This window comes from Halorubrum sp. CSM-61 (genome assembly GCF_003781945.1).
In the GTDB taxonomy this organism is placed as follows: domain Archaea; phylum Halobacteriota; class Halobacteria; order Halobacteriales; family Haloferacaceae; genus Halorubrum.
In genome coordinates, this window is sequence record NZ_RJJW01000002.1 from 201,695 (window position 1) to 222,527 (window position 20,833).

General features: G+C 69.6%; 18 protein-coding genes. 14 read left to right on the forward strand and 4 right to left on the reverse strand.

Annotated elements, in window-relative coordinates:
- Positions 1 to 31: 31 nt before the first annotated feature.
- The 8 genes from EDM04_RS04110 to EDM04_RS18420 all read left to right on the forward strand — a co-directional run bounded on the left by EDM04_RS04110 (position 32) and on the right by EDM04_RS18420 (position 7,921).
- A complete protein-coding gene (locus EDM04_RS04110; protein ID WP_123619887.1) occupies positions 32 to 520 on the forward strand; it encodes a hypothetical protein in 489 nt (162 codons plus the stop codon).
- Positions 501 to 941, forward strand: coding sequence for a hypothetical protein (locus tag EDM04_RS04115; protein ID WP_123619888.1), 441 nt, complete (start codon positions 501 to 503; stop codon positions 939 to 941). Before EDM04_RS04110 ends, EDM04_RS04115 begins: the two co-directional genes overlap by 20 nt.
- Positions 938 to 1,672, forward strand: coding sequence for a hypothetical protein (locus EDM04_RS04120; protein WP_123619889.1), 735 nt, complete (start codon positions 938 to 940; stop codon positions 1,670 to 1,672). Before EDM04_RS04115 ends, EDM04_RS04120 begins: the two co-directional genes overlap by 4 nt.
- Positions 1,666 to 4,938, forward strand: coding sequence for a hypothetical protein (locus EDM04_RS04125; protein ID WP_206424420.1), 3,273 nt, complete (start codon positions 1,666 to 1,668; stop codon positions 4,936 to 4,938). The genes EDM04_RS04120 and EDM04_RS04125 overlap by 7 nt, the downstream gene beginning before the upstream one ends.
- Positions 4,939 to 4,980: 42 nt before the next feature.
- A complete protein-coding gene (locus EDM04_RS04130; protein WP_123619890.1) occupies positions 4,981 to 5,430 on the forward strand; it encodes a DUF5791 family protein in 450 nt (149 codons plus the stop codon).
- Positions 5,427 to 6,374 (forward strand): NAD-dependent epimerase/dehydratase family protein, encoded by a 948-nt coding sequence (locus EDM04_RS04135; RefSeq protein WP_123619891.1) that lies wholly within the window; start codon positions 5,427 to 5,429, stop codon positions 6,372 to 6,374. Before EDM04_RS04130 ends, EDM04_RS04135 begins: the two co-directional genes overlap by 4 nt.
- A gap of 142 nt (positions 6,375 to 6,516) precedes the next feature.
- Positions 6,517 to 7,692: a bifunctional oligoribonuclease/PAP phosphatase NrnA gene (locus EDM04_RS04140; protein WP_123619892.1), complete on the forward strand. Its 1,176-nt coding sequence runs from the start codon at positions 6,517 to 6,519 to the stop codon at positions 7,690 to 7,692.
- 82 nt (positions 7,693 to 7,774) lie between these two features.
- Positions 7,775 to 7,921 carry a hypothetical protein gene (locus tag EDM04_RS18420; RefSeq protein WP_164471079.1) on the forward strand — a complete coding sequence of 49 codons (147 nt, stop codon included), beginning with the start codon at positions 7,775 to 7,777 and terminating at the stop codon, positions 7,919 to 7,921.
- A gap of 66 nt (positions 7,922 to 7,987) precedes the next feature.
- Here the strand turns inward: EDM04_RS18420 and EDM04_RS04145 are convergent, their stop codons facing one another.
- The gene (locus tag EDM04_RS04145) at positions 7,988 to 9,205 is read right to left on the reverse strand and encodes a proteasome-activating nucleotidase (RefSeq protein WP_123619893.1); all 1,218 of its coding nucleotides are present in this window, start codon (positions 9,203 to 9,205) and stop codon (positions 7,988 to 7,990) included.
- A gap of 140 nt (positions 9,206 to 9,345) precedes the next feature.
- Here EDM04_RS04145 and EDM04_RS04150 point away from each other — a divergent pair, with 140 nt between their 5' ends.
- The 4 genes from EDM04_RS04150 to rad50 all read left to right on the forward strand — a co-directional run bounded on the left by EDM04_RS04150 (position 9,346) and on the right by rad50 (position 14,141).
- The gene (locus EDM04_RS04150) at positions 9,346 to 9,609 is read left to right on the forward strand and encodes a helix-turn-helix domain-containing protein (RefSeq protein WP_123619894.1); all 264 of its coding nucleotides are present in this window, start codon (positions 9,346 to 9,348) and stop codon (positions 9,607 to 9,609) included.
- A 139-nt stretch (positions 9,610 to 9,748) separates the two neighbouring features.
- Positions 9,749 to 10,138: a hypothetical protein gene (locus tag EDM04_RS04155; RefSeq protein WP_123619895.1), complete on the forward strand. Its 390-nt coding sequence runs from the start codon at positions 9,749 to 9,751 to the stop codon at positions 10,136 to 10,138.
- Positions 10,135 to 11,451: a DNA double-strand break repair protein Mre11 gene (mre11, locus tag EDM04_RS04160; RefSeq protein WP_123619896.1), complete on the forward strand. Its 1,317-nt coding sequence runs from the start codon at positions 10,135 to 10,137 to the stop codon at positions 11,449 to 11,451. The genes EDM04_RS04155 and mre11 overlap by 4 nt, the downstream gene beginning before the upstream one ends.
- On the forward strand, positions 11,448 to 14,141 hold the full coding sequence (rad50, locus tag EDM04_RS04165; protein WP_123619897.1) for a DNA double-strand break repair ATPase Rad50: 2,694 nt from the start codon (positions 11,448 to 11,450) through the stop codon (positions 14,139 to 14,141). Before mre11 ends, rad50 begins: the two co-directional genes overlap by 4 nt.
- A 224-nt stretch (positions 14,142 to 14,365) precedes the next feature.
- Here the strand turns inward: rad50 and EDM04_RS04170 are convergent, their stop codons facing one another.
- From EDM04_RS04170 to EDM04_RS18425, 3 genes are all read right to left on the reverse strand, one after another.
- Positions 14,366 to 14,803 carry a hypothetical protein gene (locus EDM04_RS04170; protein ID WP_123619898.1) on the reverse strand — a complete coding sequence of 146 codons (438 nt, stop codon included), beginning with the start codon at positions 14,801 to 14,803 and terminating at the stop codon, positions 14,366 to 14,368.
- Positions 14,804 to 14,829: 26 nt separating this feature from the next.
- Positions 14,830 to 15,306 (reverse strand): hypothetical protein, encoded by a 477-nt coding sequence (locus tag EDM04_RS04175; protein ID WP_123619899.1) that lies wholly within the window; start codon positions 15,304 to 15,306, stop codon positions 14,830 to 14,832.
- Between the two features lie 127 nt (positions 15,307 to 15,433).
- The gene (locus tag EDM04_RS18425; RefSeq protein ID WP_164471080.1) at positions 15,434 to 15,607 is read right to left on the reverse strand and encodes a hypothetical protein; all 174 of its coding nucleotides are present in this window, start codon (positions 15,605 to 15,607) and stop codon (positions 15,434 to 15,436) included.
- A 102-nt stretch (positions 15,608 to 15,709) separates the two neighbouring features.
- On the opposite strand from EDM04_RS18425, the gene EDM04_RS04180 reads away from it, so the two are divergent.
- Both EDM04_RS04180 and EDM04_RS04185 read left to right on the forward strand, forming a co-directional pair.
- Positions 15,710 to 19,738 (forward strand): DNA polymerase domain-containing protein, encoded by a 4,029-nt coding sequence (locus EDM04_RS04180; protein ID WP_123619900.1) that lies wholly within the window; start codon positions 15,710 to 15,712, stop codon positions 19,736 to 19,738.
- Positions 19,739 to 19,886: 148 nt separating this feature from the next.
- Positions 19,887 to 20,804: an ABC transporter ATP-binding protein gene (locus tag EDM04_RS04185; protein WP_123619901.1), complete on the forward strand. Its 918-nt coding sequence runs from the start codon at positions 19,887 to 19,889 to the stop codon at positions 20,802 to 20,804.
- The last annotated feature ends 29 nt before the right edge of the window (positions 20,805 to 20,833 follow it).

A 20,833-nucleotide genomic window follows, 5' to 3' on the forward strand; every position in this document is an offset into this window, starting at 1 on the left:
CTTTAAGTACGAAGCCGCGGCCAGCCGCCCCGTGTTCGAGACCCACCTCGACGCCACGTACGCGTGGCTTGGCCTGGCGCTGGTGAGCGTCGCGACCGTCGGCGTCGCCGCCGCGCTCCCGGCCTCCCCGCCGCCGGACGCGAGCGGCGTCGCGCACACGATCGACTCGGTCGCCGACGGCGAGCATCCCGCGACGGCGGAGCACGGACTCGCCGCGGACCGAATCCGCCTCACCGAGCGCGCCGTCGCGCTGGAAGGCGGCGGCGGAACCGCGCGGGCAGCGCTCCGCGCGCCGCGGATAACTCCCGTCCCGGCGGGCCGACACGGAACCACCGAGGCCGACGGGCTCCACCGCGTACTCGGCGGGGTTCCACCGGACGCCGCGTTCGACGATCCCGAGGCGTTCGCGGCGGCCGCCGAGCGCGCCCGGGCGAGGGACCACGAGTGGCGTCCGGCGCCGGATCGGCTGACGGTGAGACGCGTTCACTACGGAGGGACACATGTCACGCTCGTCGGGTGAGGGGTTCCTCCGCTGGGAACGGACCGAGGGTCGCGCCGCGGTCGAGCCGATCGCCGCGCTGGTCGCCGTGCTCGTCGTCGGCACGGCGCTCGGACTGTACGCCGTCGCGCTCGACGACGCGGCGCCGGAGCGGGAGCGGCCGACCGCCGAAGCCACGCTCGATCGGATCGAGCCGGCGGTGACGACCGGCGGCGTCGTGAAGCCGGAACGGTTGCGTGGCGTCGGTGAGTTCCGATACGCCGCGACCGTCGCGATCGAGGCCGACGGCGAGACGTGGACGGTCCAGTCCGGCGACGAGGCCCCGGCGGCGGAGATCGCTCGGAACACGGACGGGATTGCGGTCGCCGAGCGACCGGTAACGGTTAAGATCGGACCGGGGCGGAACGTCCGCGGAACGCTTCGAGCAGTGGTGTTCCGATGACGAGTACCGTGCTCGACGTGACGGTGCTGCTCCTCTGCGTCTCCGCGAGCGTCGTCGCGCTCGGCGCGGCCGAGGGCGACCGCGGGACTGCGGGGCCGGAAGCCAGCGAGGTCGCCGATCTGATCGCGACGGAGACGGTGACGGTGACGTACGCGTCGAACGAGGCGCCGAACGGGACCCGGACGGTTCACGCGACGCGTGCCGAGCTGCTGGCGGCGGTGGTGGCCGGAGGCGGAGGAGACGGTGAGGAACCCGCAGCGAGAGGATCGTTCGAATCAGAATCCCTGTCGGCCGTCGAGCGTGGGACCGGACCACGGACGCGGATCGACGTTGAGGTGGAGATGCAGGAACCGAGGCGGGACGCGAACGAGAGCGTCGGGGGAGCGGAGGAATCCCCGTCGGACGCCGCGACTGGAGCGCCGCGCCGGAATTCGAACGAGTCCGCGCTGCCGGCCGGGCCCGGTGGATGGGACTTCGGTTCGGACGGAATCGATCGAGACCCGACCGGAGCGGCCGGGACGGGCGTTCCGTGGCGTATCGATCGGAAGGAAGACGGTGACGGGAGCTCCGAAGCGGAGGGACCGGTGACCGGCTCCGAACCTCCGGAGCCGATCGCGGTCGGGAGAGAGCCGCCGCGGGACGCCGACGTCACGGTCGCCGTGATCACGCATCCGGTACCGAACGACGGGGACTCGATCGGTCGGGTTAGGATCGTGATCAGGAGGTGGTGAGCGTGCGAAATGGGTCGGCGAACGACCGGACGTCCGACTGCGGATCGCGGTGTCGGTCCTTCACCGTCGACGAGCGCGCGCGAGTCCCGTTCGCGCTGATCGGCGTGCTCCTCCTCGTGACGAGTTCGACGTACGCTGCGGGACTCGCGGATCAGGGGCTCGTCGGCGAGGACCGGAGCGTGGAGCGCGCCGTCGAGCGCGTCGACGCCGATTCGACCGCCGCGCTCAGGACCGCGGCGCGGCAGGCCGCGCACGACGCAGCCGCGGAGCCGGTGACGCGGGCGCCGTCCGAGACGGCCGCCGACTCGGGAAGCGAGCGGGGAGCGACCGCCGTCAGGAGCGGTTCCGCCTTCGAGGACGCGTTCCGTATCCGGCTCGCGCTCGCCGGCTCCGAGGCGCTGTCGGCCGTCGACGCCGAGGTGGGCGGCGCGAGGGCGACGGCGTCGCTGCCGGCGGTCGACGATCCGAGCGAGCTGGCGGCGGCGCGCGACCGGGTCCGCGTCGAACCCGCCGCGAACGGAACGGCGACGCGCGTGACGTTCGAGGGAGTAGAGACGACGGCGACGCGGAACGGGCGCACGGTCGTCGAACGAACGGATGACCGGACCGTCGTGGTGGCCGTGCCGACGTTCGCGGCGCACGACCGGACGGAACGGTTCGAGGAGCGGCTCGGCCGCGGTCCGGTCGAGGGACCGGGGCTGGGTCGCCAGCTCACCGCGAGCCTCTACCCCATGACGTGGGCTCGCGGGTACGCCCAGTACGCCGGCGCGCCGGTCGAGAACGTCCTCGCGAACCGCCACGTGGAGCTGTCGACGAACGCGGGGATCGTCCGGACGCAACGCGACGTGTTCGGCGCGAGCGACCCGAACGCGCGCGGGGGAGTGGCGCGCGCGACGGCACGAACCGGGGCCACCGACCTGCTCAAACCGACCGGCGTCGACGAGGGGTCGTGGAGTGAGGCCGTGCTCGACGCGCCGACGCCCGGAGAGGGCGACGGTCCGACCGATCGGCCGAGCGAGGACGGCGCGTTCGAGCTGGGGGAGGACCGGACGGACGAGCGCACTCCGGTCCCGGTCGGTCGCGCGGCCGACGAGGGAGCGACGCACGTTTACGACGATCTTGACGCGATCATCGAGGATGCGTATCGAGTCGAAGCGAGCGTCGAGACGTCGACGACGCGTGTTGTCGACGGCGGGCGGCCGACGCCGCCGACGCCCTCTCCCTCGGAATTCACGACGACCGGTGACTGGGAACGCGTCGACCTGACGCGGACGGAGCGGTCGCCGGTCGTCTCCGGGAGCGGCGTGCCCGAGGGCGTTCCCGCGGGAACGGTCGACCCCGGCGAGCGCGTCTCGTTCGGCGTGGCGACCCGCGAGGCGACCGTGGAGCGCGTCGCCGTCGCGGAGTGGGAGCGGGTGTTCGTCGAGCGCGGGCCGAACGGAAGCGTCGTGGACGAGCGGGTCCACCGAGTGACCACGCGCGACGCCGTGACCGATCGCTACCGAGTGCAGGTGTCGGTGTCGGGAGAGCACGCGCCGACCGACGGGGCGCCCGACCGGGCCGCCGCGACGTTCGGATCGGGCGACGCGACCGACGGTCCGGATCTCCGCGATACGCCGCCGGCCGCCCGCGACGATCTGGGTGTCGACACCGACGGCGGCGTCGACAGGATCGCCGAGGAGGCGGTCGACGGCGGGGAGGTCCGCGAGTCGACGGCCGTCGTCGGCTCCCGCTCGTCAGCTGACCGAGACGCCGTCGCGGCCGACGTGGCCGCGCTCGCGAGCGACGTGCGCGACATCGAGACCGAGGCGTCGATGGGGGACGCGGCGATCGGCGAGGCGGAGCCGTACGCCGACCTCGCGGATACGCTCCGCGATCGACGCGCGGAGCTCGTCGACGCGCCGGGAACGTACGACGGCGCCGCCGACCGGGCCGGCACAGCCGCCCGCGTCGCGTACCTCGACGCCGTGGTCGACGAGCTCGAGAGTGCTGCGGACGACCGCGAACGCGCGACGGACGGGTTCCTCGACCGCGTGAACGGCGCGTTCGACGGGCCCGACGTGGGCGACGCGCTCGCCAGCCGCGAGGCCGCCCGCGATCCCGGGACGTATTCGGTCGGCGACGAGGGCCCCGGCGGAGCGGTGACGTTCGCGCCGAACGGCTCCCCCGGATACCTCCCGCGCACGACCGTCGACGGAGGGGCCGTCGACGGCCTGGACGGGACGACGACCCGGCCGCTCGCGGCCCGCAACGTGAACTACGTCACCGTCCCGTACGGCGAGGTGTCGAGCGGCGTCGTCGATCGGATCCTCGGCACCGAGGACACGGTGCGGGTCGGGACCGCCGGGCGGTCGCTCCTGTTGGCGAACGAGGCGCTGGCGACCGGCGACGACCCCGAGCTGCGGGCGGACCGGGACGCGCTCGCCCGACAGATAGACGAGTCGCTGGACGAGGTGGACGGAGAGCTCCGATCGACGCTTCGCGTCCGAACCTCGCTGTCGCGCGACGAGCGACGCAGGGCGCTCGACGAGGCCGCTGCGAGCTACGGCTCCCCGGGCGAGCGTGCGGTCGCCGTCGGGAACGGATCCTATCCCGAGCGAGTCGCCGCCGAGGCCGCCAGCGTCGGATCGCTGTCGCGGGCGTCCGAGGAGGCGCTCGCCGCGAACCTCCGAGTCACGACTCGGACCGCGGCCGGGAGAGACGCGGTTCGGGTCCCCACCCGATTCGTCGAGGGGACGACGAGCGGCGCGCGAGTGGTACTCAGAGACCGGCTGGAGAAGGAGATCGAGAACCGAGCGGCGCGGGCCGGCGACGCGGCCGCCGAAAAGGCGAGCGAGAAGGCGGCGGAGGAATTGGGCGAGAAGTGGTCGCTGAAGCCCGCCCGAACCGTGGGTGCGGGGCTCCCGGTCGCGCCCGTGCCCGGGTACTGGGTGACGACGGTGAACGCGTGGCGCGTGCAGGTCCGCGGGGAGTACCCGCGGTTCGCGCTGCACGCCGACGTCGGCGCGCCCGGCGAGCGCTTCGAGTACGTCCGGAGCGAGGGCGACGTGACCGTCGACGTCGGCGGCGAGACGGTGCGGCTGGGCAAGACCGAACCGGTCGCGTTCGAGACCGAGACGGTGATCGCCGTCGCGGTTCCGGCCGGCCCGCCCGGTGTGGGCGACGTGGACGGGACCCGCGACGAGCGGTCCGGGGGGTGGCCGTGTCCCGGCGCGATGGGCGAGTCCTCGGACGGAGACGGCGATAGAGCGTGTGCGGACCCGTGACCCGACCGCAGCCGTTTTGAGACGCGGCGACCGAGGGCGACCATGTTTCACGAGATCGTCGTCGACGGTGCGACGGGAACCGAGAGCGAGCCGGACGAGGTGACCGCGGCGGCGCTTTTGGCGTCGTTCGAGACGCTGGTGAACGAGGCGATCGCGGAGGTCGGGCGCGACCGGATCGCCGAGAAGACGATGGTCGACAGCGAGGCGCTCGACGCCGCCGCCGACGGCGACGCAGCCGGGATTCGACTCGAAGACGGGGCCGCGATCGTCGCCGCGCCGACCGACCGGGACGCCGACGCGGTCGTCGCCGAAGTCCGCGACCACCTGCTGATGGGGATGGCGACGGCGGTGCTCGACGTCGACGCGATCGCCGCCGCGATCGACGCGGACCTCACGGGACAGGAGGTCCAGCAGGCCCTGGAGGGGCGCGCCCCGATGACGCTCGGCCAGCTCGCGGAGATTATGGCGGTCATCGAACGCCGGAAGCCATGAGGGTCGTCGTCGTCGGGTGCGGCTACGTCGGCCTCGAACTTGCTCGGCAGCTCGCCGAGCGCGGCCACGCCGTGACGGGGGTCCGGCGGTCGGACGCCGGACTAGAGGCGATCGAGTCGGTCGGGGAGGAGGTAGCGAGCGGCGGGAGAGACGGCGACGCAAACGCGGAGGGCGAGGTAGACGCCGTCCGCGCGGACGCGACCGACCCGGCGTCGCTCGACGCGCTCCCGGACGCGGACGCGATCGTGTTCGCGGCCAGCTCCGGCGGGCGCGGCGCCGCGGCCGCCCGCGAGGTGTACGTCGACGGCCTCCGAAACGTGATCGAGGCGTACGGGTCGCGAGCGACGACCCCGGACAGGCTCGTCTACACCTCCTCGACGGGCGTGTACGGCGACCACGACGGCGCGTGGGTCGACGAGGAGACGCCGATCGAGCCCACGACCGAGAAGACCCGCGTCCTCGCCGAGGCGGAGCGGACCGCGCTGGAGACGGCGGCCGAGTTCGGGATCGACGGGACGGTCGCGCGCTTCGCGGGGCTGTACGGGCCGGACCGGTACCGGCTCGAACGCTACCTCGACGGGCCGGTCACGGCCGGCTACCTCAACATGGTCCACCGCGACGACGCCGCCGGAGCGGTCAGGTACCTCCTCGAAGCCGACCGCGCTCGCGGCGACGCCGTCCTCGTCGTTGACGACGAGCCGGCCGACAAACACGCGTTCGCCGACTGGCTGGCCGAGGCGTGCGGCGTGCCGCGGCCGGAAAAGCGGTCGAAGGCCGACCGGATCGCGGCCGGCGGCCTCTCCGCGGCGGCCGAACGACGGATCCGGACCAGCAAGCGCTGCTCGAACGACCGCCTGCGGGCGCTCGGCTACGAGTTCGCCTACCCGACCTTTCGCGAGGGGTACCGCGACGCGGTGCGGGCGTTCCGGGCGGCGAAGCGGTAACCCGGCCGACTGATCGCCCCGACCGCTCCGACCGGTCGCCCTGGCCCCCGACCGACCGCACTGGCCGCGGCCACCGCGTCGTTGCCGGCGGGTCGAAACGGTAACGAACCTTGATGTACCGGGAGCGAGTCGACCGGCACGTATGTGGTCTCCGAGCGCGGTCGACGACCGGCTCTCGCAGGCGGAGGTGCTGGCCCGGGAGAGCCCGGAACTCGTCGTCGTGTTCGCGGTCGGCGCGCTCGTCGCGGTCGTCGGCGCGTACGTAGTGTTTCGGGCCCGCAGGACGCCCGGCGTCAGGTTCCGCCGGCTGTTGGCCGACCACGACGAGATCGCGGTGTTGATGCATCCGAACCCGGACCCCGACGCGATGTCGGCGGCGCTCGGCGTCGCGTCGCTCGCGGAGCAGCTCGACGTCGACGCGGCGGTCCAGTACCCCGGACAGATCCGCCATCAGGAGAATCGAGCGTTCCGCACGGTGCTCGACTTGGACCTGGAGCCGATCGAGCACGTGAGCGATCTGGCCGCCGAGTCGGTCGTGCTGGTCGATCACAACGAACCGCGGGGGTTCGCCGGCGCCGACGGCGTGCTTCCCCTCGCCGTCGTCGATCACCACCCCGGCGACGGTGCCGGGAAGGCGTTCACCGACGTACGGACCGACTACGGCGCGACGGCCTCGGTGGTCGCCGAGTATTTCGAGCAGAACAAGGCGATCCCGGTCCCGCCGGACAAACACGCGAGCGAGACGGACAGCGACCTCACGCTTCCCACCAACACGGCGACCGGGCTCCTGTACGGCATCCTCACCGACACCAAACACCTCACGGTCGGCGCGAGCGAGCCGGACTTCGCGGCCGCGGCGTACGTGTACCCCGGCGTCGACCAGGACCGCCTCGACCGGATCGCCAATCCGGCGGTCGACGCCGAGGTGCTGGAGGTGAAGGCGCGGGCCATCGCCGGCCGTCGGATCGAGGGGTCGTTCGCGGTCGCCGACGTGGGCGGCGTGAACAACGTCGACGCGATCCCGCAGGCGGCCGACGAGCTGATCCAGCTGGAGGGCGTCAGCGCCGTCGTGGTGATCGGGGAGCGCGACGAGACGGTCCACCTCTCGGGGCGGTCGCGGGACGACCGCGTCCACATGGGCAACGCGATCGACGCCGTCCTGTCCGACCGCGAAAACGGCAACGGCGGCGGCCACTCGCGGATGGGCGGCGGGACGATCGCCCCGGCGATCGACCCGACCGAGGACGAGGAGCCGGAGAGCGTGGACCGCGATCGGCTCGCCGACGACCTGTTTCGCGCGCTCGCCGGCGACGTGTGAGCCGGGGGCGACCGACAGGCGAGAGGACGCGGCGGGGCGGCTCGCCACCGAGACTTAAGTCGGCGGCGGCGAAGTCACGGGTATGAGTCCCGACATCTCGCTACGGAGCCTGCCCGCGGACGACGGCTGGCGCGCGCTCGCCGGCGTCGGCGTCGGGTACGCGATCGCGACCGGCCTGATCTTCGCGCTGCTCTTCGTCGTGCCGTACCTAGTGCTGCGAGGACTGTAGCGACCGGCGCGAGCGACGAGTTCGAACGACCGGCGAGAAATCGGAGATCGACGGCGACGAGCCGCGTCAGGCGAACGCGAGCGAGTCGTCGGCGCCGGTCTCGTCGTCCTTCTGGAGCTTCTCGTGAGCCCCGAGGAAGTCGTCGAGCGTGACCTCGGTGCGGTCGTCGCGGATCGCGAACATCCCGGCCTCCGTGCAGATGGCCTTGATGTCGGCGCCGGACGCGTCCGGCGTCATCTCGGCGAGCTCGGTGAAGTCGATGTCGCTCGCGAGGTTCATCTTCCGGGTGTGGATCTGGAAGATGATCTCGCGGCCCTCGGTGTTCGGCTTCGGCACCTCGATGAGGCGGTCGAAGCGGCCCGGCCGGAGGATGGCGGGGTCGAGCATGTCGAAGCGGTTGGTCGCAGCGATGATACGGACCTCGCCGCGCTCGTCGAACCCGTCCATCTCGGAGAGCAGCTGCATCATCGTCCGCTGGACCTCGGCGTCGCCCGAGGTCTTCGAGTCCGTCCGCTTCGAGGCGATCGCGTCGATCTCGTCGATGAAGAGGACGGCGGGCTGGTTCTCGCGGGCGACCTCGAACAGGTCACGGACCAGCTTCGCGCCCTCGCCGATGAACTTGTGGACGAGCTCGGAGCCGGCCATCTTGATGAAGGTCGCGTCCGTCTCGTTGGCGACCGCCTTCGCGAGCATCGTCTTCCCGGTCCCGGGCGGCCCGTACAGCAGGACGCCGCTCGGCGGCTGGATGCCCACGTCCTCGAACATGTCGGGGTGTTCGAGGGGCATCTCGACGGTCTCGCGGACCTCCTGCATCTGGTCTTCGAGCCCGCCGATGTCGGCGTACGTGACGTCGGGGGAGTGCTCGACCTGCATCACGCGGGCGCGCACGTCCGTCTCCTTCTCCAGCTTCTTGACGACGGACAGCGAGTTGTTCACCGCGACCCGGTCGTCCGGGTCGAGCTTCTCGCGCATCTCGGCGGTGACCTCGGTGAGCGCCTCCTGGTTGTTCCCGTGCTGCTTGATGACGGCGCCGTCGGGCGTGATCTCCTGGACCGTCGCCACGAACAGCGGGGACTGCTTCAGCTTCTTGTTCTCGTGGGTGAGCCGTTCGAGCTTCTGCTGGTACTTGTTGTTCTCCGCGTTCGCGTCGAGGAGCTTGTCGCGCATCTCCTCGTTTTGCGACTCGAGCACGTCGAGCTCCTCTTGGAGGGACTCGATCTTCTCCTGTCTCGACGCCGACCCCTCGTCGTAGGGTAGCTCGACGTCGTCGACGGTGTCTGTCATTGTGCGTAATAAGGCGTCTCGCGGGTAAGAGGTTTCGGGTGGGGGAGAGATACCGGGGTGCGCCTGATCAATATATACCCGATGGTAATAAAATACGATAGTAAATATTATTTACCAGCATGAAAAAGGAAGAGGTACACATGAGCGCCACCGACGCCGTCGTCACCGAGGAGAACGCCGCAGACCGCTGGAGCGCCGTCCGGGACCTGCCGCCGAGCGCGAAGCTCGTCGCGAAGGTCCTCGACTACAACGACACGCTCACGCAGAGCGAGCTCGCCGAGGAGACCCTGCTTCCGCCTCGGACCGTCAGGTACGCGCTCTCGCGGCTGGAAGAGGAGGACGTCGTCGACTCCCGGTTCTCCTTCGCCGACGCCCGGAAGCGGCTGTACACCCTCTCGGTGTAAGGGCCGATCCGGGATCGACCGCGCCCTCTCGTCCCCGTTCCGGTCTCCGCCTCCCCTTCTCGCCATTCCCCCACCTCTCCGTTTCCGCACCCCCTCTCGCGAGCCGTCCCTTATGAGCGATGCCGACCCACTCGGCCCCATGGTCTCGACCACCGACGTCAAACGGGCGCTCTCCGCGCTGGCGACGCGCACCGACACCGCGACCCGGCCCTCCGTCGCCGTGATCGACGAGGCCGACGACGCGCGGTCCGACCTCCGACGGGCCGCGGGGTTCGTCGACGCCGACGGGCTCGACCGGTTGGACGAGGCGATCGCCGCCGCCGAGCGCGCGGGCGACGAGGCCGCCGCGGAACGCGGGCGCCGAGCGCGCGCGGCGTTCCGGCGGTTTCGCGAGGCGGCCGCCGGCGGCGACAGCTGCGGCGGCGACAACGACCGAGCCGGCGACGGGAGCTCCCGGCAACCGCCGGACCACTTCCGCCCCGCCCCCGGAACCCCTAAACCGGATACCGGCCAAGACCCGGGCAGATGACACGGGTGATCCACACCGGCGACACCCACGTGGGGTACGCGCAGTACCACTCGCCGGTCCGACGACAGGACTTCCTCGACGCGTTCGCGGCGGTGATCGACGACGCGATCGAAGGGGAGGTCGACGCGGTGGTCCACGCCGGCGACCTCTTCCACGACCGGCGGCCGGAGCTCGCCGACCTGATGGGGACGATCACGGTCCTCCGCCGGCTCGACGACGCCGGGATCCCCCTCCTCGCCGTGGTCGGGAATCACGAGTCGACCCGAGGGGGCCAGTGGCTCGACCTGTTCGAGCGGCTCGGACTCGCGACGCGGCTCGGCGATGAACCCACCGTCGTCGGCGACACCGCCTTCTACGGGCTCGATCACGTCCCCGTCTCCCGCCGCGACGACCTCGACTACGCGTTCGCGGACCACGACGCGGAGTACGCCGCCCTCGTCGCACACGGCCTCTTCGAGCCGTTCGGCTACGCGGACTGGGACACGGAGGAAGTGCTCGCGGAGAGCGACGTGGCGTTCGACGCGATGCTCCTCGGTGACAACCACACGCCCGACTCCGCACAGGTCGACGGCACGTGGGTCACGTATCCCGGCTCGACCGAGCGCGCGAGCGCGAGCGAGCGCGAGGGGCGCGGGTACAACCTCGTCACGTTCGACGCCGACGCCGCCGGGGGCGACGACCGCGTGGAGATCCGGCGGCGCGCGCTCGACACCCGCCCGTTCGTCTTCGTGGAGGCCGACCTCCGCGAGGGGGAGGGCGCGGCGCGCGTGCGCGAGAAGATCCGCCAGCACGACCTCGAGGACGCGGTCGTCCTCGTCGACGTAGCCGGCGAGGGCGATCCGGTCACGCCGGCCGCGATCGAGGAGTTCGCGACCGACGAGGGGGCGCTGATCGCCCGCGTGACCGACCGGCGCGAGGTGGAGACGGACGCCGAGGTCGACGTGAGCTTCGCCGACCCCGAGGACGCCGTCCGGGAGCGCGTCGAGGAGATGGGGCTGTCGGCGGCCGCGCTCGACGTCGAAGAGGCGGTTCGGGCCGACACGATCCCCGACACGAACGTCAGGGAGACCGTGAAACGGCGGATCGAGGAGCGGGTCGACGACATCGACGACCTCGGAGCGTTCGACGGGGGCGAGGCCGCAGAGGGGAACAACCAGAGCGAGTCCGAGGTCGATGGAGTCGAAGCCGACGGCGACGCCGGCGAGGAAGCGGCTGACGACGAAGCGACGGACGACGCCGACAGCGCTGACGACGAAACGACCGACGGCACCGCCGATACCGACGGACAGGTCTCCATGGAGGACTACCTGTGAACTTCGATCGCGTCCGGCTTACGAACTTCAAGCCGTACGGCGACGCTGACCTCCGACTGACCGAGGGCGTCACGGTCATCCACGGCCTCAACGGCAGCGGGAAGTCCTCGCTTCTGGAGGCCTGCTTCTTCGCGCTCTACGGGGCGAAGGCGCTCGACGGCACCCTCGAAGACGTGATCACGAACGGCGAGGAGGAAACCGAGGTCGATCTGTGGTTCACCCACGACGGCGTCTCCTACCACGTCGAACGACGGCTCAAGGAGTACGACGGGCGGATCGACCACCAGTGTACCCTCGAAGCGACGGACGGCAGCGGCGTGACCCGCGACGGCGCCCGCGCGGTGCGGGAGTTCGTCACCGAGCTCCTCCGGATGGACGCCGAGGCGTTCGTCAACTGCGCGTACGTCCGGCAGGGCGAGGTGAACAAGCTGATCAACGCCACGCCGCGCGAGCGTCAGGACACGATCGACGACCTGCTCCAGCTCGGGAAGTTAGAGGAGTACCGCGAGCGCGCCGGCGACGCCCGGCTCGGCGTCGAGGACGTGTTGGAGAACCGCCGCGGGCGGCTCGACCAGCTCGACGACCAGATCGCGGAGAAAGAGGAGAAGGACCTCCACGATCGGCTCAACGGGCTCGAAAGCGACCTCTCGGAGGTCACCGACGAGATCGACCGCTACGAGAGCCAGCGGGAGCAGGCGAAGGAGACCCGCGAGGCCGCCGCCGAGACGCTGTCGACCCACGCGGAGAAGCGGGAGAAGCTGGAGTCGGTCGAGGCGGAGATCGACGAGATCGAGGCGGCGATCCGGACGACCGAGCGCGAGCGCGACGAACACCGGGAGGCGATCCAAGAGGCCCGCGAGCGGATCGATGAGATCGAGGGCGAGATCGACGACCGGCTCGACGACGCCGGGCTCGACGCCGCGAGCGACGAGGCCATCGCGGCCCGGCGGGCCGAGCTCGACGACCGCGAGACCGAGATCCGCGGGGAGCTCGGCGACGAGCGGGTGAGCGCCGAGGCGTTTCGCAACCAGGCGACGAACCTCGCCGGAAAGGCCGACGACCGCACCGAGCGCGCGGCGGAGGTCGAGGCCGAGGCCGACGATCTCGCCGACGAGGCGGAGGCGGCGGCGGACGAGGCCGACGAGCGCGAGTCTTCGATCGAGGAACTCCGAGAGGAGGCCGGTGAGCTTCACGAGCGGTTCGAGACCGCGGACGTCGACGTCGACCGCGATGAGGTCTCTGACGAGCGCGATCGGCTCCACGAGCGGCGCGGCGAGGTCCGCGAGCGGATCGCGGAGCTGTCCGCGGAGCTGAAGAACGCCCGGGAGCGCGTCGAGGAGGCCGAGGAGCTGCTCGCGGCGGGGAAGTGTCCGGAGTGCGGCCAGCCGGTCGAGGACTCGCCGCACGCGAGCGGGATCGACGAGGACCGCGAGCGCGTCGCCGAGCTGGAGGCGGAGCTCGAGGCGGCCCGCGAGCGCGAGAGCGACCTCGACGACCGGATCGCGGAGCTGGACGAGCTCGCGAGCGCGGCGGACCGCCTCGACGAGATCGACGAGACGACGGAGATGCTCGAAGAGCGGGTCGAAGAGAGGCGCGCCGAGGCGGAACGGAAGCGGGAGGCGGCCGCGGAGAAGCGCGAGCGCGCCGACGACCTCCGCGAGGAGGCCGAGGAGACCCGAGAGGTCGCCGCCCAGAAGCGCGAGGAGGCCGAGGAGGCCGCGGCGCGCATCGAGGAGCTCGAAGCGGCGCTCGCGGCGGTCGACGACGCGCGGGAGGCGGTGGCCGCGATCGAAGAGCGCCTGTCGGCGGTCGCGGACGCGGAAGACGAGATCGAACGGCGCCGCGAGAAGCGGGAGAACCTGAAAGAGGTGAACGACGAGCGGCGCGACCGGCTCGCCGACAAGCGCGAGCGCCGCGACGAACTCGCCGACGCGGTCGACGAGGACGCGGTCGAGGAGGCGAGGGGGAAGAAGGAGCGGGCCGAGGAGTACCTCGAGAAGGTCGAGGGTGAGCTCGACAGCCTCGCTGAGCGCCGGACGGAACTAGAGAACGCGATCGGCGGAGTGAAGGGGGAAATTCGGGAGTTGGAGAACCTCCGCGACGAGCGCGACGAGCTGGCCGACACCGTCGCGGCGCTCGAGGACCTCCACGAGGAGACGAGCGAGCTGGAGGCGATGTACGGCGACCTCCGGGCGGAGCTCCGCCAGCGCAACGTCTCGGAGTTGGAACGCACCCTCAACGAGACGTTCGAGCTCGTCTACGGCAACGACGCCTACTCGCACATCGAGCTCGACGGCGAGTACGTCCTCACGGTCTACCAGAAGGACGGGGAGCCGCTCGACCCCGAGCAGCTCTCCGGCGGCGAGCGCGCGCTGTTCAACCTCTCGCTGCGCTGTGCGATCTACCGGCTGCTCTCGGAGGGGATCGAGGGCGCGGCGCCGACCCCGCCGCTCATCCTCGACGAGCCGACCGTCTTCCTCGACTCGGGCCACGTCTCCCGGCTCGTCCGGCTCGTCGAGGAGATGCGCGGATTCGGCGTGCGGCAGATCCTCATCGTGAGCCACGACGACGAGCTCGTGGGCGCGGCCGACGAGCTGGTGACCGTGGAGAAGGACCCGCGCTCGAACCGGTCGACGGTGCGGCGGGAGGACGCCGCCGCGCTCGACGCCGCCGAACTCGCCGACGACTGAGGGGGCGACCGCTTCGCCGTCACGGTGTATAAATCGAATCCGACAGTCCACGTCGGCGCGCCTCCGAGCGCCCGCTTATAATCGGGCGCGAGGAGTCCGCGAGGGAGTCGGTCGGCGCTTTTAAGCGCCGACCGACGAGGCTGGGGAGGCGCGAGGCACACACGCGGCCGATCGAGGACAGACGCGACGGCCGCGAACGGCCTCGGATCGCGCTTATAAACGGGTCACTCGTCGCCCGACCCGCCCCGCAACAGCCCCATCGCTTCGACTGCGACCGGCGTCGCCTCGTAGCCGCGCCGCCCGGCCACGTCGACCTCGTCGATCAGGCCGGCGGCGCGGAACTCCGTGATCGCGCCGTGGAGATCGGACTCGCACATGTCGGCCGAATCGAGGAGGTCGATCGCCGCGATCGGTCCCTCGTCGACGACCACCGCGAGGAGGCCGAGCGACTCGTCGTCGTGGACGGCCCGGAGCAGCCGACGAACCGGTTCCGGAACGCCGGACGCGGCGGTCGCGAGCGGCGACTCGCCGTCGACGACGCGGAGCTCGTCGTTGTCGACGTACCGCTCCTCGCCGGTGGTCGGGTCCCGCACCCGGCTCGACTCGGCGGAGCGTTTCACGAGGAGGTACGTCTCGCCGGCCGCGTCACGAACCGTCTGCATGGTCGGAGAGAGCGGTCGCGCGGGCATTACGCTTCCGGGGGCGAGGCGTCCGCGTCGGGGTCGTCGTTGTCCGCGTCGTCGCGCACACCGTCGTTGTCCACGTCTACGTCGTCGGGGTCCGACTCGTCGTCGACCTCGTCGCCTCCCGAGTTCGACTCCGCCGCGTCCTTCGACCGCTCCCACGACCGATACGTCTGGTAGGTCCGCACGCCCGCGAGGAGCCCGGCGACGAACAGGGCCGGGCCGAGCCGCGACCGCCCCTCGAAGAACCACAGCATCGGGCCGAGCGCGACGAGGAGCACGGCGGCGTTGGCGTAGATGACGGCGACGACGAACGCGCGAAGGGTCCCCGAGTCGACGTCGCTCGCGCCCTCGAAGTCGCCGCCGTTGTCGAACGTCTTCACCGAGGGCGCCGTCGGAATCTCGGGCGTCATCTCCCGCTCGGCGTCGGAGCTCTCGCCGAAGGAGACCTCGCCCTCGTCGTCCTCGTCGAGGCTGAACACGCCCGGACGTACGCGGGGACGAGGCAAAGGGGTTCCGTCCCGTCTTCGATCCGCGAGCACCGCGAGCCGCGGCTGCGGAGCGAAGCGAGACGGACTGAAGCGGGACGGGGCGAAAGACCGACCGTCGTCAGATCGCGTCGGCGAGCCGGACCGTTCGGCTCGCCTCGACCCACGCGAGGGGGTTCGCGGCGTCGAAAAGCACCACGTTCCCGTCGTCCTCGTACACCTCCACCTCGGCGTCGACCTCGTCGCGATCGACCGGGCGAGCCGCCTGGGATTCGGAACGTGGGTCCGAAGACATGGACCGTGGTAAGCCATCACACATTATATGCCTTTCTGTGGCGGGATAGCTCGCCGCACCCGAAAGCCGAGTTTTTTAGCCCGGTGCCGCCGAAGGACCGATATGACTCAGTCGGGGCTGTCGGACTTCTCGCCGTCCGGAGACGCTGACGGCGGGTCGGGAGGCAGCACGGAGGCCGAACGGGAGGAGCTGGCCGCACAGGAGGCGGCCGTCGTCGCCGGCGGCGGGCGCGGACGCGTCAGCGACGTCGTCGACGTCGACGAGGCGAAGTTCCCGGAGTCGACCGGGACCGTCGAGCTGATGATCACCCAGATCGATTACGCCGTGGAGGGGTACGGCAGCGACGAGTACCCGGTCGTGCACGTGTTCGGGCGCCGACCGGCGGAGCACGTCGACGGCGCCGACCACGACACCGTCGAACACCTCCGCGTGCTCGGCGTCGAACCGTACTTCTACGTCCCCACGGCCGACCTCGACCGCGACCCGGTCGAGGAGTACGACGTGGTGATCGGCACCCGAGAGGAGAACGTCGAGGGGGAGCCGTACGAGAGCATCCGCGGCGAGCCGCTCACCCGGATCGTCGCGCGCACGCCCCGTGACGTGGGGAACATCCGCGACGACTTCGCGACGACGTTCGAGGCGGACATCCTCTTCCCGAATCGCTTTCTTATCGACAACGGAATCAACGGCGGGATCCGCGTGGAGGAGCGCCGCCTCGACGACGGGGAGGGGACGATTCAGGTCCACGAGGGGATGCTCGAGCCGGCCGCGGTCGACGCCGAGATGCGGGTGAACACCTTCGACATCGAGGTCGACGACCGCCGCGGCTTCCCCGAGGACGGCGAGGAGCCGATCATCTGTCTCACCAGCCACGACTCCTACGACGACGAGTACGTCGTCTGGCTGTACGACGCGCCGGAGGCCGAGATCCCGCCGCCGGAGGACCTCCCGGACTACGAGGGGATCGTCGGCGACGGCGGAGAGGTCGACTTCGAGGTCCGCACCTTCGAGGAGGAGGCCGCGATGCTCGACGCGTTCGTCGAGTACATCCAGGAAACCGACGTAGATCTTATGACGGGGTGGAATTTCGAAGATTTCGACGCACCATATCTCCTCGATCGGATGGAGGTCCTTGACGACGGCAGTCAGTACGACCTCTCCGTCGACCGGCTCTCCCGGATCGGCGAGGTGTGGCGCTCGGGCTGGGGCGGCCCGGACGTCAAGGGCCGGGTCGTCTTCGACCTGCTGTACGCCTACAAGCGAACGATGTTCACTGAGCTGGAGTCGTACCGGCTCGACGCGGTCGGCGAGCGCGAGCTCGGCGTCGGCAAGGAGCGCTACACGGGCGACATCGGCGACCTCTGGGAACAGGACCCCGAGCGCCTCCTTGAGTACAGCATCCGCGACGTGGAACTCTGCGTCGAGATCGACCGGAAGCAGGACGTGATCGCCTTCTGGGACGAGGTGCGGACCTTCGTCGGCTGCAAGATCGAGGACGCGCCGACCCCGGGCGACACCGTCGACATGTACGTCCTCCACAAGGCGTTCGGGAAGTTCGCGCTCCCCACGAAGGGCCAACAGGAGTCGGAGGAGTTCGAGGGCGGCGCCGTCTTCGATCCCATCACCGGCGTCAAGGAGATGGTGACGGTCCAGGACCTGAAGAGCCTCTACCCGATGTGTATGGTGACGATCAACGCGGGCCCGGAGACGAAGGTCGACCCCGACGAGTACGACGGCGAGACGTACGTCGCGCCCAACGGGACGCACTTCCGCAAGCAGCCGGACGGGATCATGCGCGAGATGGTCGACGAACTGCTCTCCGAGCGCGAGGAGAAGAAGGCGCTCCGGAACGACCACGAGCCCGGCACGGAACCGTACGAGCAGTACGACCGACAGCAGGCTTCTGTCAAGGTTATTATGAACTGCTTCACGCCGGATACCGAGGTCGTGACCCCCGACGGCGTTCGGTCGATTACGGAGTTGGAGGTCGGCGACGCCGTGTACTCGCTCGATCCCGAGACGGAGGAGATGGCGGTCAAGACCGTCGAGGAGACCCACGCGTACCCCGACTACCGGGGCGAGCTCGTCGACATCGAGACCTCGAAGATCGACTTCCGCGTGACGCCGAACCACCGGATGCTGGTCCGGAAAAACGAGACGAACGGGATCACGGAAGACGGGTACAGTTTCGTGGAGGCCGGCGACCTCGATCGGGCGACCAACTACGAACTGCCCCACGACTGGGACGGGCCCGACGGCGAACGGGTAGAGGAGGTCGACCTGACCGAGCTCGTCGACGGCGAGTACGAGGTGTGGGTCCGGCCGAGCGTCCACGGTCACACGTTCACGGCCGAACTCGGCTGGACGCCGCGACGCGTGCCGAAGGCGGACGTCGGCGAGACCGGCTACGTGTTCACGGCGGCCGAGTTCGAGGAACATCGCGAGTACGTCGAGTCGGTGTGCGAGATGAGCTTCGTCCACCGCGAGTCCGGTCGGAAGTGGATCCCGCGGACGTTCGACGGCGACGACTTCTTCGAACTGCTCGCGTGGTACGTCACGGAAGGGAACGTGTACACGTCAGCGGAGAAGCGGTTCGGCGACAACCTTCGCGGCTCCGCGACCACGATACAGATCGCGCAGGACGCCGTGGCGGACGGCGGGGACTCCGACCACGAGACGATCGGGGATCTCCTCAATCGGATGGGGCTGGACTACTACGTCGACGACCGCAGCTATCAGTTCACCTCGGCGCTGCTCGGGGACCTCCTCCGGGACCGCTGCGGCGACGGGAGCTTCGAGAAGCGGATCCCGGACCGCGTCTTCGAGGCGACGAGGGCGCAGAAACGCGCGTTCTTGGAGACGCTGATCGACGGCGACGGTGACCGGCAGACCGGATCGTGGCGGTACACGACGTCAAGCGAGGAGTTACGGGACGACGTGCTCCGTCTGTGTGCCCACCTCGGGCTCACCGCGAACTACAACCGAGACAGCGGGAGCTGGCGGGTTTACGTCACGGAAGAGGCGAAGAACACGCTTCGAATGCACCGGAGTGGAAGCCGAAGCGGGGCCGAAGACGGCGTCTACTGCGTGACCGTCGAAGATAATCACACGCTCCTCGCGGGACGGAACGGGAAGTTCCAATTTGTCGGACAATCCCTGTACGGAGTGACAGGTTGGGATCGGTTCCGGCTTTACGACAAAGAGGGCGCAGCAGCCGTCACGGCGACCGGTCGCGAGGTCATCGACTTCACCGAGGAGGCCGCAGAGGAGCTTAATTATCAGGTAGCTTATGGGGATACTGACAGCGTTATGCTATCTTTATCTGACATGTCGAAGGAGGAGGCGATCGAGACCTCCTTCGAGATCGAGGACCACATCAACGAGCGCTACGACGACTTCGCGCGCGACGAACTCAACGCCGAGTTCCACCGCTTCCAGATCGAGTTCGAGAAGCTCTACCGCCGGTTCTTCCAAGCCGGCAAGAAGAAGCGGTACGCCGGCCACATCGTCTGGAAGGAGGGGAAAGACGTCGACGACATCGACATCACCGGCTTCGAGTACAAGCGGTCGGATATCGCCGGGATCACGAAGGAGGTCCAACAGAACGTCATCGAGACGATCGTGACGGGAGACGACATCGACGAGGACCTAGAGGAGATAAAAGCGTACCTCGTGGACGTGATCGCCGAGGTGCTCGACGGCGACGTGGACCTCGACGAGATCGGTATCCCGGGCGGGATCGGCAAGAAGCTCGACGCCTACGAGACCCCGACCGCGCAGGTGCGCGGGGCGAAGTACGCCAACCTCATGCTCGGAACCAACTTCGGCAGCGGCTCGAAGCCGAAGCGGCTCTACATCGAGAAGGTCCACCCCGACTTCTGGCAGCGGATGGAGGACGAGGAGGGGCTCGACCCGCAGCGAGACCACCTGTACGGGGAGTTCAAACGCGATCCGGACGTGATCTGTTTCGAGTACGCCGATCAGGTCCCCGACGAGTTCGAGGTCGACTGGGAGAAGATGCTGGACAAGACCCTGCAGGGACCGATCGAGCGCGTCATCGAGGCGCTCGGGATGTCCTGGGAGGAGGTCAAGACGGGACAGGAACAGACCGGGCTCGGCTCGTTCATGTGACTCGGCCCGGGGCCTGAGTCCAAATTTTGGAAACAGCTTTTCGATCGTCGGAAAAATTCTTGCCGATCTCGAGAGATTCTACGGGGAGATGCGTAACCATTAACCCGCCGAGAGACCACTATACGGACACGAGGCAACGAGAATACATATGGCAACTCTCGAAATCAACGATCTTCACGCGCGAGTGGCGGAAGAGGACGGCGAACGCATCCTTCGGGGAGTCGACCTGACCGTCGAGTCCGGTGACATCCACGCGCTGATGGGCCCGAACGGCTCCGGGAAGTCGACGCTCGCGAAGGTCATCGCCGGCCACCCCGCGTACGAGGTCACCGGCGGCGAGGTCCTCCTGCATCTCGACGAGGAGGACGTCGCCGACATCGACGCCGAGCTCGACGACGAGGACTACCACTGGGAGCTGCTCGAGCTCGAACCCAACGAGCGCGCCGCGCTCGGCATCTTCCTCGGGTTCCAGTACCCGGCGGAGATCGAGGGTGTCACCATGACGAACTTCCTCCGACAGGCGCTCAACGCTAAGGCGGACGAGCGCGAGGAGCTGTTCGAAGACGAGGACGAGGAGTCGGCCGAGGCCGACGACGACGAGGGCTACGAGACCTCCCCGATGGAGGGTCCCGCGGACGACGGCGAGATCGGTGTCGCCGAGTTCCAGGAGATCCTCTCGGAGAAGATGGAGCTGCTCGACATGGACGAGAAGTTCATGCAGCGGTACCTCAACGCCGGCTTCTCCGGCGGCGAGAAGAAGCAGAACGAGGTGCTGCAGGCGGCGATGCTCGAGCCCGCGGTCGCGGTGCTCGACGAGATCGACTCCGGACTCGACATCGACCGACTGCAGGACGTCTCGAAGGGGATCAACGCGCTCCGCGACGAGCAGGGCACGGGCGTCCTCCAGATCACTCACTACCAGCGGATTCTCGACTACGTCGAGCCCGACCACGTCCACGTAATGCTGGACGGCGAGGTCGTCAAGAGCGGCGGCGCGGAGCTCGCCGAGAAGCTCGAGGACAAGGGGTACGACTGGGTCCGCGAGGACGCGTTCGAGACCGCGTAACCGAATCCAGTCACGCGATACACGTAAAC

Excerpts from the sequence above, each read along its gene's own strand:
- EDM04_RS04115 (WP_123619888.1), top strand. The coding sequence starts at position 501 with ATGTCACGCTCGTCGGGTGAGGGGTTCCTCCGCTGGGAACGGACCGAG.
- EDM04_RS04120 (WP_123619889.1), top strand. The coding sequence starts at position 938 with ATGACGAGTACCGTGCTCGACGTGACGGTGCTGCTCCTCTGCGTCTCC.
- EDM04_RS04130 (WP_123619890.1), top strand. The coding sequence starts at position 4,981 with ATGTTTCACGAGATCGTCGTCGACGGTGCGACGGGAACCGAGAGCGAG.
- EDM04_RS04135 (WP_123619891.1), top strand. The coding sequence starts at position 5,427 with ATGAGGGTCGTCGTCGTCGGGTGCGGCTACGTCGGCCTCGAACTTGCT.
- EDM04_RS04140 (WP_123619892.1), top strand. The coding sequence starts at position 6,517 with ATGTGGTCTCCGAGCGCGGTCGACGACCGGCTCTCGCAGGCGGAGGTG.
- EDM04_RS18420 (WP_164471079.1), top strand. The coding sequence starts at position 7,775 with ATGAGTCCCGACATCTCGCTACGGAGCCTGCCCGCGGACGACGGCTGG.
- EDM04_RS04145 (WP_123619893.1), bottom strand. The coding sequence starts at position 9,205 with ATGACAGACACCGTCGACGACGTCGAGCTACCCTACGACGAGGGGTCG.
- EDM04_RS04150 (WP_123619894.1), top strand. The coding sequence starts at position 9,346 with ATGAGCGCCACCGACGCCGTCGTCACCGAGGAGAACGCCGCAGACCGC.
- EDM04_RS04155 (WP_123619895.1), top strand. The coding sequence starts at position 9,749 with ATGGTCTCGACCACCGACGTCAAACGGGCGCTCTCCGCGCTGGCGACG.
- mre11 (WP_123619896.1), top strand. The coding sequence starts at position 10,135 with ATGACACGGGTGATCCACACCGGCGACACCCACGTGGGGTACGCGCAG.
- EDM04_RS04170 (WP_123619898.1), bottom strand. The coding sequence starts at position 14,803 with ATGCAGACGGTTCGTGACGCGGCCGGCGAGACGTACCTCCTCGTGAAA.
- EDM04_RS18425 (WP_164471080.1), bottom strand. The coding sequence starts at position 15,607 with ATGTCTTCGGACCCACGTTCCGAATCCCAGGCGGCTCGCCCGGTCGAT.
- EDM04_RS04180 (WP_123619900.1), top strand. The coding sequence starts at position 15,710 with ATGACTCAGTCGGGGCTGTCGGACTTCTCGCCGTCCGGAGACGCTGAC.
- EDM04_RS04185 (WP_123619901.1), top strand. The coding sequence starts at position 19,887 with ATGGCAACTCTCGAAATCAACGATCTTCACGCGCGAGTGGCGGAAGAG.